Genomic DNA, 15,081 nt, shown 5'->3' with positions numbered 1-15,081 from the left:
TTAATTTCTTACTCTGGATTTTCTAATTTTTTTAATTTTTCGGTCAGGTATTCAATCTTTTCATTTTTCAATTCGATAATTTCAAGTCTTGCCTGAGCAAGTTCTTTGTAATCTATATTTGTATTTAATTCGGCATTTTGAGTGCTGATTTTTAACATAGATCCTTCACCTGTTATCATCCAATTGGCATCAATATCAGAATATCTTTTTAATAAATTTTGAATAGGTGTAATTCCTGCATTTGTTCTTTGTTTACAGATTTCTGTAAATAAAGATGTGCTTATGTTCAGTTCCTCTGCAAATTTTTTAGGATTTGATACCATGTTTCGATCCTTTAAGTAATTGTAAACCTCTAAAAATCTTTTAGTTATATCGTTCATTAAGAAAATCTTTACAGAATTTTGTATTTGTATGCATTTACTTACAGAATTATGTATATATTTGCTACAGTGATAAACAAAGGTATAAATAAACTTTTTTGTTATGACAATCGAACAAATTAAAAAGAGCACAATTTATGGGGATTATACTTTGCTTGCCCTTGTGTTGGGTATTAAGGTGCCGGCTGCTAAAATGAGGTTTCTTCGAGGCGATGAAACAGCAACAAAAGTCTTGATTAAAATTATTGCTAATCGCGAGAAATTAATTAAAGAATTTGTGGCGGAAGATAAAAAACGAATGCACAAACAATAGACATTTTATGTCAAAAATTAAGAATAATAAAGATAAGTGAAATGAAGAAAATTACGTTTTTAGTATTGATGATTCAAGGTGTGTTTGTCTTTTCACAAAACAAAACTGTCGTTACCATGTATGGAGAAAAAGTTACCATAAACCCTTATGTAAATAACGGGCTTACGGCTAACAATGGTTATATCCAGCTGGGCGGCGCTTTAACACAGCCTTCGGTTTTAACCACGACGAGTGCTTTTACTCTGGCTTTAAAAGGACTGCAAACGGGTGCTGCAGCCGATAATCTTGTGGTAACAGATGCTAATGGTGTTTTAAAAACAATTACAAAAGATGCTTTATCAAGCGGGATTACAAAAGGTTCTCTGTTAAGTACAAATGCTACTATAGCAATTACAGGCGGAACAAACAAATTATTTGACGGTGATGCCATTATTGATATTGCGCCGGGAGTATCAAATACAACGCTTACTACAAATAGCGCCGGAAAAGTGGTTTGGTCTGCAGGTTTACCATGGATACTTGACGGGAATAATAATGGAGCTGTTAAGTCTATTGGAACTAATGATAATTTTGATTTGCCAATAGAGACAAATAATGTTGAAAGAATGCGTGTTACTTCTACTGGGCAGGTTTTAGTTAATACAGCTACAGCTTTAACAGGAGGAGCAAATACAAAATTGCAGATCAATAATGGTACTACAGCTGGAGCTTTGCAGATAAAAGATGGAACACAAGCGGCTGGCAGAGTGTTAACAAGTGATGCAAATGGTGTAGGGACTTGGCAACCTAATGTTGGAACCCAAACATCTAATTATAGAACCTATTACTGTAATATTAGTAGTGATTTGATACTAAGCCAGGGGGTTTCTTATTCGCTTCCTGGAATTGATTCATACACCGCGCCAAATACCGGAAAATATGAATTGATTTTTCATTCGTTTTTTATTAATGATGGGGCAGTTGCTGAAAATAAATCTTTTTATGTACAAATATTTATAAATGGAGTAGGGTATTCAAGTGATGAAACATATTATTATACGGCAGCTGGCGGTTACTTAAACATTCATTATCCAGCTATTTTTCAAGCAAATGCAGGAGATGTTGTAACGTTGAAAATTGCAGCGGTTGTGGGAGCGCCATTAAGGATATCATCAGGTTTAGCATCTAGAAATCGTTTGGATATTATTTTTCTAGGAGTTTAATTTTGGTTGTAGTATTTAGTTAATGTCTTTCTGTTAAATAGGGGTTAAAGTATTTTATTTAGAATATTTTTTAACCTTTTAAGTGTGCTAAACCCGACAAGTTTTCAAAACTTGTCGGGTTTTATTATATTCTTTTGAGAATGTAAATTTGTCAAAGTTTAAAACTTCGGCAAAGGTTTTTAAATGTAATCTTGTCATTGCGAAGAACGAAGCAATCTCAACGCGTTTATTATTGTTAGTGTGGTTGCTTCGTTCCTCGCAATGACAAACTTTGTGTTATAAAAAAACCGAAGCATTTGCTTCGGTTTTTTTATTGGAATTTCTTAATCAATCCATTTATAATAACGAGCTCCAATTAAAACAGGAATCTCTTTTTCGATTCTGTCTAAAATCCATTCGTTTTTTGGAGTTCTTATACTTTGTTTTTGTTCTTTTTTATGAAGGCTTTCGTAAGTGTTGAAATCAATTTCTGTGCTTTCGGTTAAATTTTCAAAAAGCTTTACGTTTTCTAAAGCTGATTTCCATTCTGGCTGAATCGTTCCTTCAAAAACTTTCGATTTTGATCCGCTTCCATAAGCAAGGAAACCAAATTTAGTTCCTGCAACTTCTTTTTTTGTATCATAAAAATGAGCCAAAGTCGATAACAATCCCATGAAAATAGAACCAGTGTAAAGGTTTCCTATTAAAGAAGAAGCCAATTCTGCAGGTTGTAATTTCTCGGTTACAAAACTTCTGTAATCATCAGATTTTGCCACTTCTTTAATTTTTGTCTGATAATCGGCTGGTGCAATATCATCAGCGATAATTTTTTCGGCACTGTCTAAAGCGTAGATTTCAGATAACATTCTTCTTCCCTGGAAAGAATATGGCAGGTGCATTACGATACTGTGCCAAGTGTTATAAAGAGTTTCGGTAGTGTTTTTTAATTTTTTGAATGAAAAGTAGGCATTGCGCGTACGATCCATATAACATTGGTTAGAATATTGTCCGTCAAAAACCGGCTGGTCTTTATGGATTTCAATTTCGGCTTCTAAATTGTCAAACCAAGGGTCGTTGCTGGTATTTTTTGTAATTTCTTCTTTAGAGATAGTTCTGTATGGTTTAAAGAAATCGAAAACGCCTTTTGTGCTTGTTGCCCAATTGTCATCAAAAGCAATAATTTTTGGGTCTGCGGTAATCAGCATTGCAACTGCTCCGGCACCTTGCGTATATTCTCCGCCAGAGTTTAAGTCGTATTTTGCAAAATCAGAAGTAACTACAATTGCTTTTTTTGCTGGATTTAATTTTACGAAATCAAGACAGTTTTGCATCGCGTCAACTCCGCCAATGCAGGCAAAAGTAAAATCTACAACATCACATTCTGCTAGTGAATCTTCGCCAAATTTTTGCTCCATTAAACTAATTAAATAAGAAGCAATTGGTTTAGAGCTGTCAATGCTGCTTTCGGTACCAACATAAATTCGGCTTATTTCTTTTAAGTCAATTTTATTATCAATGATAAGCTTGGTTAAAGCATTTGCTCCAAAAACAACAGCGTCCTGATGAACGTCCGGGAAAGTCATTTTTAGTAATCCAAGACCTTTTTCTAATTTTTCTGGTTCAATATTTCTGGCAATGGCCAAAGTTTTTATGGGTAAATGTATGTTTGCTACGTCAAAAGATATAGCATCAATTCCTGTTTTCATTCTTATTTTTTTGAGCCGCTAAAGGTAAAACTATGTTGCGGAATGACAATTTTTTACTTTGATAAAATTCCGGACATAGAACACTTTTGAAGAAAACAAATCAAAACTTTGAATAAAATAACAATATGATAAATTTTTAGTAATCTACTTAGAATAGATTTTTTCTTTTAAAGCTTGAAAAGCATTGCTTTGGGGCTTCTATAGTAAATTATTTTTAAGCAGCTCAATTATTGTACGTAAAAGTACGTATGTTTAATCTATTTTAAAATCATTATAAATAACAGCGAAATGGTTGTAGTTCTTTTGTAATTGAGTTATTTTTGTCTAATTTTTTAAAACAAACTACTTAAACACTTATGGCACAATCTGCACTATTGAATGCTTCCATCTTAAAGAAAGTAGCTATGGCTCTTTCGGGAATATTCTTAATCACGTTTTTAGCGCTGCATGTTTCCTTAAACTTTATTTCTATTTTGAGTGAAGACGTTTTTAACGAGGCTTCTCACTTTATGGGATACAATCCGCTGATACAATATGTAATGCAGCCAATTTTGGCATTTGGAGTAATTTTCCATTTCGTAATGGGATTTGTACTTACTGCTCAAAACAGCGCGGCAAGACCAATTGCATATGCTAAATACAACGGAGCTGCAAACGCTTCTTGGAGTTCTAGAAATATGATTATTTCTGGATTGGTTATTTTGGCTTTCTTAGGATTGCACTTCTATGATTTCTGGTTTCCTGAAGTTAGCTATAAATATATAGCTGGTACGGCACCAGATGCTACAAGGTATTATGGAGAGTTAGTTCATAAATTTCAAAGCCCGGTTCGTACAGCATTATACTGTGTGTCTTTCATCCTTTTAGGATTTCACTTATGGCACGGGTTTGCATCTTCTCTTCAATCTGTAGGGATGCACAACAAATACTCTAGATTTTTAGCGAAAGTAGGTTACTGGTTTGCAGTGGTAGTTCCTGCAGCTTTCGTAATTATCGCTTTATTTCATCATTTCAAACAATAATTAATATCAATTATAATGGCATTAGATTCAAAAATTCCAAATGGTCCTATAGCGGACAAATGGACAAATTATAAAGATCATATTAATTTAGTAAACCCTGCTAACAAACGTAATTTAGATATTATTGTAGTTGGTACAGGTTTAGCTGGAGGTTCGGCTGCGGCTACTTTGGCTGAGTTAGGATATAACGTAAAAGCATTCTGCTTCCAAGATTCTCCACGTCGTGCGCACTCTATTGCTGCACAAGGAGGTATCAATGCTGCAAAAAATTATAAAGGTGATGGTGACTCAGTTTACAGATTGTTCTACGATACTGTAAAAGGTGGTGACTACCGTGCACGTGAGGCAAACGTTCACCGTTTGGCTGAGGTTTCTGCAAACATTATTGACCAGTGTGTGGCTCAAGGGGTGCCATTGGCTCGTGAATACGGCGGACTTTTAGATAACCGTTCTTTTGGAGGAACTTTGGTTTCTCGTACATTTTATGCACAAGGACAAACTGGACAGCAATTATTGTTAGGAGCTTATTCTGCAATGAACCGTCAGATTGGTCGTGGAAAAATTAAAATGTACAACCGTCACGAAATGCTTGACATTGTAATCGTGAACGGAAAAGCGAGAGGTATTATCGCTCGTGATTTAATTACAGGAAAAATAGAAAGACATTCTGCTCACGCGGTAGTAATTGGTTCTGGAGGATACGGAAACGTATTTTTCCTTTCAACAAATGCTATGGGAAGTAACGCAACAGCAGCTTGGAAAATTCATAAAAAAGGAGCGTTTTTCGCAAATCCTTGTTACACACAAATTCACCCAACATGTATTCCGGTTTCAGGAGATCACCAGTCAAAACTGACTTTGATGTCTGAATCTTTACGTAATGACGGTCGTATTTGGGTTCCAAAAAACTTGGAAGATGCAAAAGCTATCCGTGAAGGGAAGAAAAAAGCAATTGATTTATCTGAAGAAGAAAGAGATTATTTCTTAGAAAGAAGATATCCTGCGTTTGGTAACTTAGTTCCTCGTGACGTTGCGTCTCGTGCGGCTAAAGAAAGATGTGATGCTGGTTTTGGTGTTAACAAAACGGGTGAAGCAGTTTATTTAGATTTTGCGGCGGCTATCGAACGTTACGGAAAAGAAGCTGCTCACGTAAAAGGTTTGAATGAAAATGACAAAGCTTTAATTACTAAATTAGGAACTGATATTGTAAAAAGTAAATACGGAAACTTATTCCAAATGTACTTGAAAATTGTTGACGAAGATCCTTATGTAACACCAATGATGATTTACCCGGCGGTTCACTACACAATGGGTGGAACTTGGGTTGATTATAACTTGATGACTACAATTCCTGGATGTTTCTCAATTGGAGAATCTAACTTCTCTGATCACGGAGCAAACAGACTTGGAGCTTCTGCTTTAATGCAAGGTTTAGCTGATGGATATTTCGTATTGCCATATACTATTGGAGATTATTTAGCTCCGGATATTAAAATGGGACCAATTTCTACAGATTTACCAGAATTCGTTGAAGCTGAAAAAGCGGTTGTAGATCAAATCAATAAATTCATCAATAACAACGGTAAACATTCTGTAGATTATTTCCACAAAAAACTTGGAAAAATCATGTGGGATAAAGTAGGTATGGCTCGTAACGCTAAAGGATTAACTGAAGCTATCGAAGAAATTGCTGCTTTACGTGAAGAGTTTTATAAAGATGTAAAAGTTCCTGGAAGCCCTTACGAATTTAATCAGGAATTAGAAAAAGCAACTCGTGTTGCCGATTTCTTAGAATTAGGAGAATTGTTCGCTAAAGATGCTTTACACCGTAACGAATCTTGTGGAGGTCACTTCCGTGAGGAATACCAGACAGAAGAAGGAGAAGCACTTCGTGACGATGATAACTTTGCATACGTTGCAGCTTGGGAATACAAAGGAAAACCAAGTGATGCCGTATTACACAAAGAACCACTTAATTACGAAAACATTAAATTAGTACAGCGTAGCTATAAATAAGAATTTGGTCGAAAGCCCAAAGTCTTAAAGTCAAAAGGCAGAATGTGCCAAGCGACTTTCGACTTTCGACTTGATGACTTTCAAACTCAAACAGTATGAAACTTACATTAAAAATATGGCGTCAAAAAAACGCTCAAGATAAAGGAGGGATTGTAGAATATCCTATTGATGGAATCGAGCCGGATATGTCTTTCCTTGAAATGTTAGACGTTCTTAACGAAGGTTTAATTAACAAAGGAGAAGAGCCTGTAGCATTTGATCACGATTGTCGTGAAGGAATCTGCGGAATGTGTTCTTTATTCATCAACGGAGAAGCGCACGGACCAGACAGAGGTGTTACAACTTGTCAGTTACACATGCGTATGTTTAAAGATGGTGATACAATTTTTATCGAACCATTTAGAGCAAAAGCTTTCCCGGTAATTAAAGATTTAGTTGTTGACAGAAGTTCTTTTGACAGAATTCAACATGCAGGAGGATTTATCTCTGTAAATACTTCAGGAAATACAATCGACGCTAATACTATTCCAATTCCAAAAGACGACGCAGATAAATCATTTGACGCTGCAGCTTGTATTGGATGTGGAGCTTGTGTTGCAACTTGTAAAAACTCTTCGGCAATGTTATTCGTTTCTGCAAAAGTTTCTCAATATGCATTATTGCCACAAGGTAAAGTTGAAGCAACTGACCGTGTATTAAACATGGTTCACCAAATGGATTTAGAAGGTTTTGGTAACTGTACAAATACAGGAGCCTGCGAAATCGAATGTCCAAAAGGAATTTCGCTTGAAAATATCGCACGTATGAACCGTGAGTATTTAGCAGCAAGCTTGAAAGGATAATACATACAATTTAGTATATTTAAAAAACGCTTCCGTTACGACGGAAGCGTTTTTTGTTTGTTTATGACATTCTGTAAAATTTTTATCCCGGAGCTTTTTTAAGCTTCGGAGAAGCAAAACATTTATAGCAAAGAATAAATGTTTGTAATATAAAGCTCCAGAGGAGCGGCACATATTTAGATTATAAAAAACATGCCGCTCTTCTGGAGCTTTTTTAGTTGTCTTATTTAAATCTATACATATTTTACCCCGCTGGGGTTTTGGGGATACAATATCTATAGGTTATTACGTCGAATGGAAAGAGTTGTTCTTCTCATGCAATCTTTTTTCTTATTCATAATACAACTGCGATTCACTGATTTCCTGTTTTTCTTTTCCTTCCTGTTGTATAAAACAAGTTAAAGTAGTACCTCCAACCTGATCAAAATAGCTGATGTTGATTTTATGAAATCCTTTTTCGAGTTTAATAACTCCGTAAGCTTCATTAAGCCAATGTATGCCGTCGTTGTTTACAACTAGTTCATTGTCTATAAAAAGCTTCGATCCGTCATCTGAAAGCGTTGAAATTGTATAATTTGCTGTTTCTGGAATAAAGATATAGCCGTCAAATTTTAAGCCGATATAACGTTCTAATTTCGTTTTCCATTTTTCAGCACTTATTTTGCCTTCAAAAATGCCCGAATTAACAGGTTTTGTCAATTCTAAATCCTGAACCTGCTGAAAAGTTCCGGTATAATAATCGAATTTTAAACCCTTTTTTGTTGGTTTTAGTGCTAAGGTCGGTTTCAAATCTGGATTTCGAACTAGTATTTTACTGATCGAACTTTTTCTGCCGCCCGGACTGATTTGGACTGTTTTTATAATTCGGAATTCTCCTTTTGGAATATGTATCGTTACAGGTTTTGTATAAAGTTCTGCCGTTTCATCTGGATTGTAACCGTCAATTGTGTAGAATATCTGCCCGTTTTTAATTGTGGGTTTTAAGTCTAAAATATAACTTGATGCAATTAAAGCGGTTTCTTCAGATCCAAAAGGAATTGGAACTTTATACATTCTTTTTTGTGCTTCGAGTTTCTCTAAATGATGCGGAATTTGATTTAGAATAAAACGGTTGTAATTCTTGTTTTTGGGTTCAGTCCACGCAATTTCTGCTAAAGCAAAAACTCTTGGATAAATCATATAATTTAATTTCGCAGGAGTTGTCAAATATTCAGACCAAAGATTAGACTGTACGCCCATAATGTATTTTTGCTCCTCAACCGTTAAGCTGTCTACAGGAGTTGGATTGTAATTGTATATTTTTTCAACCGTTGTTAATCTTCCAATTGTTAAAGGTTCCTGAGGAGAATAACCTTGGTTGTAATCCAGATACAGCACTTGCTCAGGATTCATAATCACAAAATGCTTTTGTTTTGCAGCGCTGATGCCGCCAGATTCGCCTCGCCATGACATTACAGCTGCATTTGGCGCAAGTCCGCCTTCCAGCATTTCGTCCCAGCCCAGGATTTGCCTTCCATTTGCGTTTAGGAATTTTTCAATTCGTGTTGTTAAATAGCTTTGCAGTTCATGTTCGTCTTTTAAACCTAAAGCTGCAATTCTCTTTTGACAGTTCGGACATTCTTTCCATCTTGCTTTTGGGCATTCATCTCCGCCAATATGAATGTATTTACTCGGAAATAAAGCCATAACTTCTGTTAAAACATCTTCTAAAAAAGTAAAAGTTTCTTCTTTTCCGGCACAAAAAATATCTTCAAAAACGCCCCATGATTCTACAACTTTATAATTTCGATCCGGAAAACAAGATAGATTTGGATAAGCCGTTACCGCTGCAGTGGCATGACCCGGCATTTCGATTTCGGGAATAATATTTACATAATGGTCTTCGGCAAATTTTACAACGTCTTTAATTTCTTCCTGAGTATAAAATCCGCCATATGGATTTCCGTCAAAAAAATACGGGAATCGTTCAAATTTATTGCCTACTAAAGTCTGTGCTCTTTTAGATCCGACTTCGGTAAGTTTTGGGTATTTTTTTATTTCAATTCTCCAGCCCTGATCATCGGTTAAATGCCAATGGAAATTATTTAATTTATAATAAGACATTTGTGCGATAAAATCTTTTATAACATTAACCGAGAAAAAATGACGGCACACATCGAGGTGAAGCCCGCGGTAGTCGTATCTGGGCTCGTCTTCGATAGTTGCAAAGGGTAATTTTATTTCCTGATTTTTGGGCTGGTTCGGCAAAAGCTGCAATAAACTCTGAACTGCATAAAATAATCCTTCTTCACTTCCGGTAACGGTTATTTTTTTGGAAGAAATATTGATTTTATAGCCTTCTTTTTTTGAAGCTGGCGATGGTTTTTCGGCAATAAACAAAACTTCAATATTGCTTTTTTTATTTGGTGTATTAGCATTTACTGCCGACTCAAAAATTTGTGCAGTTTTTAATTCTTTTGCGCTGTATGTATTTTTGTCGAATGCAATTTTGATTTTTCCGTTTATACGAATACTGTCTCCGTTTGTTTTATAAAAATTGGGAGCGGGAATTATCAAAGTGTTATCACAAGTACTTTGCGCATTTCCGAAAGAGAAACAGAAAATCAAAAGAAGAAATATACTTTTTTGCATGGTTACTTTTTTGTTTTGTTAAACAAATTTAAGGTTTGTTAGTTAGTTTGCATTTTTTTTGCAAAAGGTATTTGTGTGTAAATGTCTTTAAAATAGTGTAATTAACTTTTTAATTACTTTGTGTTATAATTTGTTTCGCAAGAATATTGCATTTATTGTTTACATTTGTTCAAAAAAAGAATTCGCATGAATAATGATAATGAAGTGGTTAATTACACTAAAGAAGAACGTAAAAATCTTATTTTAAAAGAGATTAACTTGCATACTCGTGTAAGTTTTGAAACCCTTTCGGCTAAATTATTTGTTTCTGAAGATACTGTAAGACGTGATATAAATGAACTTGAGTCAGAATCTTTATTGATTAAAGTAAAGGGCGGCGCGATGACAAAAGCCTATCACCATTCTTCATCTAATCAGACCTATGCGGGCGAATCTAAACAAATTATTGCACAAAAAACTTTAGGCCTTCTTCGTGACGGCATGGTTTTGCTAATTGGAGGCGGTACTACAATTAGAGAATTCATTCGGCTAATTCCTAACGATTTAAGTTTGACTATTTTTACTGTTACGGTTTTATCTGCAGTTGAACTTTTGGATAAACCCAACGTTAAAATTATCATGATTGGCGGCAGCATTTCGTCTTACAGCCAAATGTGTGTGAGTGGCGATGTTTACAATCAACTGGCTAATATTAAAGTCGATTTATTAATATTAGGAACCAATGCTTTAGATATCGAAGGCGGTTTCTCAGATTCTGACTGGGAAACGGTTCAGGTTAAAAAAGCAATGATTCAGGCTTCAGAAAAAACAGCGATTCTTACGATTTCTGAAAAACTGGATACGGTGCTAAAAATGAAAATTGCCAACTTATCTGAAGTAGATTACGTTGTGACGGAAGTTGATCCAAGCGACGAAAAATTACAATCATATAAGAAGGCAGTTCCAAGTTTAGTTTTTATTTAATCCCAATTCTTCATTAAAAAATTGATCCAGTTCTGGTGAAAGATTTTATCTAAATCTTCATCAGAATAACCGTTGTTTTTAAATATCAGAACCAATTTTTGTAAATCGGCAATGGTGTTTAAATCATACGGAGATTGTTCTGTACCAAAAGCACCATCTAAATCTGAACCTACGCCAATGTGATTCGCATTTCCAGCCAATTGACAAATGTGATCCATGTGTTTGAAAACGGTTTCAAGATTGCAATTCATTTCTAACGGCATCGAAACACCTCTTTCCCAATTTGGAACCAGCATCCACGCATCTAAAGCACCGCCAATAACGGCTCCTCTAGAAATTAAAGCTTTGATCATTTCATCGCTGTATTGGCGATTATGATCAACCAGACTCCTGCAATTGTTATGACTTGCCCAAACGGGGCCGTTATAATTATCTAAAGCCTGCCAAAAAGCATCATCGCATAAATGCGTTGCGTCCAGAATTATATTTAAACGTTCCATTTCTTTTAATAAATCAATTCCGTTTTGATTCATTTTTCCAGTTGCGTCCGTTCCGTTTGCATAACGCCCAGGGCCGTAATGCGCAGGGCCAATCGCACGTAATCCGTAATTGTAGGCTTTTTCTAAATACGAAATATCAATAATGGAATCAGCACCTTCTAAACTCAAAATATAGCCAATTGGTTTTTTATCGTTTGACGTTCCGTCGTTCCATAAATCAATTTGTTTCTGGAGCGATTTTTTATCTGTAATTTGGGTTATTTCTCCCGCTTCTTCCATGGCTTTGTACCACGCCAGCTGTCCTTGTGTTTGTGCCCAGGCCTGTTCAGGAGAATTCCAGCCCGGAATTAAACTGTCTGGTTTTACAAATCTTGCAATTTGCGTAGCTACCACAATTCCTATATTGCCTTTGCGTAAATCAGGAAATGAAACCGTTGCACGTTCACGGTCTGGTTTGTCGGTCATTCCTTTTTCTAAACTGCGCAGCGTGGGAACATCATTTCTTAAATCACGATTCCATTCCATTGCATTCATGCTCAGGTCTAAATGGGCGTCTATTATAAACATATATTTTTGACTTAAATTTTATATACTAATTTCTCTGCTTCGGGCCGCAACTTTCCATTGATCGCAAATTTGATGTCCTTTATTTACAACCTGAACAGCATCATAAAGTGCGCAGGTAGGGCAGACATGATAAGGAAGCGCATAAATGGTGTCACCAATTTTATACTCGTTTTTTCCTTGGTTTTCCAAAATCAAATGCTCTTCAGAATGTGCTGTCGGAATCAGATTTTCATCATTTAAAATCACCAATCGTTTATCAATTGGATTTTCTGAAGAAACAGCTTTGTAGCCAATGTCAATACAAAGCGTAGAATTTGTTGGTTTTGAAATGATAGTTCCAACGATTACCAAAGCAGGTTTAAAATTTTGTTCTGGTAAATTAGATTGATAATTAAAATCCCAAAAAACAAAAGTTCCAGGACTGCATTCTACGTTTTCCTGAGTTGCATAAAAAGGAAATGTATTAGAACCTCCGGCAACAATTTTTAATTCGTAACCCAGTTTTTCCCCAATCGCTTCTGCTTTTTCTTTTATTTCAGAAAATGAGTTTGAAGCTGTATGGGTTCGTTCTTCAACGGTTCCTTTTAAATGACCGTCGTAAATATGAATGCCTTCAAAATGAAGATTTTTTAACTTAACAATTTTATCAATTAAAGCCGTCCAATCTTGCGAAATGGAGAATCCGGTTCTGTTCATTCCGGTATTTAAATCCAGATAAACATTCAGTTTCAGGTTGTTTTCTTTAGCAGTTTCATTTAAGGCTTTCGCCGATTCCAGATTGTCGACAATAGTCGAAAAATAAGTATCCGGATATTTTTGAAGCAGCGAAATCCATCTTTCCTTTTTAATTCCAACAGGCTGGTAGGCGAGAAGAACATCTGGAATTTCGTGAATCGCTGCAAGTTCGGCTTCGGCAATTGTGGCACATTTTATCTTTTTGATATTATAGATTTTAAACAATTCCAGAATTTCGCCAATTTTATGTGTTTTAATATGAGGTCTTAGTTTTTGCGTGTCACCGCTTACTGAGCGAATAAGACGCTCCAGATTAAACCGGATACGATCTTCGTAAACAGCTAAAAACGGCGTATCAATTAAGATATCAGATTTAATTTTCCACCAATTTTCTTCCATAACTTAGTTTCTTGTTTTTTCTACTACTTCAATTAAATTTTGAAAAGCCTGGAGCGCTTCTTCATAATTTAAATTCAAAAGCATTTCTTTTGAAAATAAATTTGAACCAATTCCAACGCATACCACTCCAGATTTAAACCACGATTTTAAATTGCTTTCTTCAAGGGTTACGCCTCCTGTGGGCATTATTTTTAAATTTGGGAAAGGCGCTCTTATTGCTTTTACATATCCCGGTCCGCCAATTTTATCAGCCGGAAAAAGTTTTACAACTTCGGCACCCAGTTTGTTGGCATGAAGAATTTCATTTAAGGTTGCAGCGCCCGGAATCCAGTAAATATTGTTTTTAAAACAGTAATTGCCAATTTCCAGATCAGTGTGCGGACAGATAATACAATCTGCTCCCAATTGATGATAAGTTTCGGCATCGGCCACACTTAAAATCGATCCCACTGCTATTTTTACATCTAAATTGTTTTCTTTTTTAAAAGCTGTCATTTGAGCAAAAACTTCTTTTGCATCATCTGCACGAGCTGCGAACTCGATAATTTTTATGCCAGCATCAGCCGCTGATTGCAATACGATTTGGGCTGTTTGGATATTGATTTGGGTTACTAACGGAAGTACACCTTGCGTTTTTAAAATGCTGTACATATTCTTTTTTTATCTGTTAATTCTATTGCTTGAACCATTTTTAATAAAATGACGTATTTCGTCGAGCGTGCTTATGGCAAAATCTCCGTGTATACTTTGTTTGATTACGCCGCAGGCTGCAGCCCATTCGATACATTCCTGAGCGGATAATTTATTGGATAATCCGTATAGTAATCCGGCATTAAAAGCATCTCCGGAACCAATTTGGTCAGTTACAACGTGTATTTTATGTTCCGGCGTTTGGTAAAAATTACCTTCATGCATCAATAAACCTTTGTATAAATGTGCCGGTCCGTCTGATTTTCTAAAACTCATGGCAAGTGTTTTTAGAAAAGGCATTTTTGCTTTTAATAATTCGAAGGTTTTTTGGAAACGTGCTGCATCAGATTCATTTTTATCGGTTTTGATTCCGAAGTAAATTTCAATTGCATCTAAGTCGGCTACGGTTATAGTGCTGTATTGTAATAAATCGGGCATAATTTCAGACGGATGTTTTCCATACTGCCACAATTTTGATCTGTAATTAAAATCAGAAGAAATAGGAAGGCCTTTTTTATGCGCTGTCAAAATTGCTTCTTTACAAGCTAAACCAGCTTCATTAGAAACTCCCGGACTTATTCCTGACCAATGAAAATGCATAGCATCTTCTAAAACTTCATTCCAGTTAATTTGGTCTTTTTGAATCGTTGCAAAAGACGAATTGCTTCGGTCGTAAATAACCTGCGATTGTCTGATTTGATTTCCGGATTCGACAAAATATAAGCCCAGACGTTCCCCGCCATAAACACATTTTGAAGTATTGACTTTGTATTTCTGAAGTTCGTTTAAAGCCAGTTGTGCCAAGTCATTTTGGGGCAATCGGCTGATATAATCGGTTTGTATTCCGAGCTGCGAAAGTAAAACACAAACATTGGCTTCGGCACCGCCTACATGAACTTTTATTTCATCTGCCTGCGTAAATCGGTTTCCATTGGCAACATTCATCCGAAGTAATAATTCTCCAAATACTGCTATTCTTGTTTGTGAGGTAATTTTATTCATTGTTGTCTTTTTTTTGCCACAGATTTTTATTGATGAACGCGACGCTTAATTTTTAACACATAGAAACATAATTTTTGAAAGTGTTGAAAAAGGCGTTTCACTTGCATTAATTCACATAATCACTATGTTTTAAA

Annotated in this window: 13 protein-coding genes; 6 read left to right on the top strand and 7 right to left on the bottom strand. The window is 35.6% G+C overall.

Features of this window, described 5'->3' with window-relative positions:
- Positions 1–8: 8 nt before the first annotated feature.
- Complete coding sequence (locus FJOH_RS03570) at positions 9–380, bottom strand: peptide chain release factor 1 (RefSeq protein ID WP_012022769.1); 372 nt, start codon at positions 378–380, stop codon at positions 9–11.
- Positions 381–483: 103 nt separating this feature from the next.
- On the opposite strand from FJOH_RS03570, the gene FJOH_RS03565 reads away from it, so the two are divergent.
- Complete coding sequence (locus tag FJOH_RS03565) at positions 484–693, top strand: hypothetical protein (RefSeq protein ID WP_044047456.1); 210 nt, start codon at positions 484–486, stop codon at positions 691–693.
- A 41-nt stretch (positions 694–734) separates the two neighbouring features.
- A complete protein-coding gene (locus FJOH_RS26150) occupies positions 735–1,895 on the top strand; it encodes a hypothetical protein (RefSeq protein WP_012022768.1) in 1,161 nt (386 codons plus the stop codon).
- A gap of 323 nt (positions 1,896–2,218) precedes the next feature.
- On the opposite strand, the gene FJOH_RS03555 is transcribed toward FJOH_RS26150, so the two are convergent.
- A complete protein-coding gene (locus FJOH_RS03555) occupies positions 2,219–3,580 on the bottom strand; it encodes a hydroxymethylglutaryl-CoA synthase family protein (protein WP_012022767.1) in 1,362 nt (453 codons plus the stop codon).
- A gap of 356 nt (positions 3,581–3,936) precedes the next feature.
- Between FJOH_RS03555 and FJOH_RS03550 the strand changes: the two genes are divergently transcribed.
- The 3 genes from FJOH_RS03550 to FJOH_RS03540 all read left to right on the top strand — a co-directional run bounded on the left by FJOH_RS03550 (position 3,937) and on the right by FJOH_RS03540 (position 7,460).
- Positions 3,937–4,602, top strand: coding sequence for a succinate dehydrogenase cytochrome b subunit (locus FJOH_RS03550; RefSeq protein WP_012022766.1), 666 nt, complete (start codon positions 3,937–3,939; stop codon positions 4,600–4,602).
- A 15-nt stretch (positions 4,603–4,617) separates the two neighbouring features.
- A complete protein-coding gene (locus FJOH_RS03545; protein WP_012022765.1) occupies positions 4,618–6,618 on the top strand; it encodes a fumarate reductase/succinate dehydrogenase flavoprotein subunit in 2,001 nt (666 codons plus the stop codon).
- 95 nt (positions 6,619–6,713) lie between these two features.
- Positions 6,714–7,460 carry a succinate dehydrogenase/fumarate reductase iron-sulfur subunit gene (locus FJOH_RS03540; protein ID WP_012022764.1) on the top strand — a complete coding sequence of 249 codons (747 nt, stop codon included), beginning with the start codon at positions 6,714–6,716 and terminating at the stop codon, positions 7,458–7,460.
- Between the two features lie 330 nt (positions 7,461–7,790).
- On the opposite strand, the gene FJOH_RS03535 is transcribed toward FJOH_RS03540, so the two are convergent.
- On the bottom strand, positions 7,791–10,091 hold the full coding sequence (locus tag FJOH_RS03535; RefSeq protein WP_012022763.1) for a family 20 glycosylhydrolase: 2,301 nt from the start codon (positions 10,089–10,091) through the stop codon (positions 7,791–7,793).
- Positions 10,092–10,277: 186 nt separating this feature from the next.
- Between FJOH_RS03535 and FJOH_RS03530 the strand changes: the two genes are divergently transcribed.
- Positions 10,278–11,054: a DeoR/GlpR family DNA-binding transcription regulator gene (locus FJOH_RS03530; RefSeq protein WP_012022762.1), complete on the top strand. Its 777-nt coding sequence runs from the start codon at positions 10,278–10,280 to the stop codon at positions 11,052–11,054.
- On the opposite strand, the gene FJOH_RS03525 is transcribed toward FJOH_RS03530, so the two are convergent.
- From FJOH_RS03525 to FJOH_RS03510, 4 genes are read right to left on the bottom strand one after another with little or no spacing between them, the layout of a single operon-like run.
- Positions 11,051–12,121 (bottom strand): dipeptidase, encoded by a 1,071-nt coding sequence (locus tag FJOH_RS03525; protein ID WP_012022761.1) that lies wholly within the window; start codon positions 12,119–12,121, stop codon positions 11,051–11,053. The genes FJOH_RS03530 and FJOH_RS03525 overlap by 4 nt on opposite strands.
- Positions 12,122–12,139: 18 nt before the next feature.
- Positions 12,140–13,255, bottom strand: a complete 1,116-nt coding sequence (locus FJOH_RS03520) for a D-TA family PLP-dependent enzyme (protein ID WP_012022760.1) — start codon at positions 13,253–13,255, stop codon at positions 12,140–12,142.
- A 3-nt stretch (positions 13,256–13,258) separates the two neighbouring features.
- Complete coding sequence (locus FJOH_RS03515; RefSeq protein ID WP_012022759.1) at positions 13,259–13,906, bottom strand: bifunctional 4-hydroxy-2-oxoglutarate aldolase/2-dehydro-3-deoxy-phosphogluconate aldolase; 648 nt, start codon at positions 13,904–13,906, stop codon at positions 13,259–13,261.
- A gap of 9 nt (positions 13,907–13,915) precedes the next feature.
- Complete coding sequence (locus FJOH_RS03510; RefSeq protein WP_012022758.1) at positions 13,916–14,947, bottom strand: sugar kinase; 1,032 nt, start codon at positions 14,945–14,947, stop codon at positions 13,916–13,918.
- Positions 14,948–15,081 lie beyond the last annotated feature (134 nt).

This window comes from Flavobacterium johnsoniae UW101, assembly GCF_000016645.1.
Taxonomy (GTDB): Bacteria; Bacteroidota; Bacteroidia; order Flavobacteriales; family Flavobacteriaceae; genus Flavobacterium; species Flavobacterium johnsoniae.
This window is presented reverse-complemented; position numbering and strand designations above follow the sequence as displayed.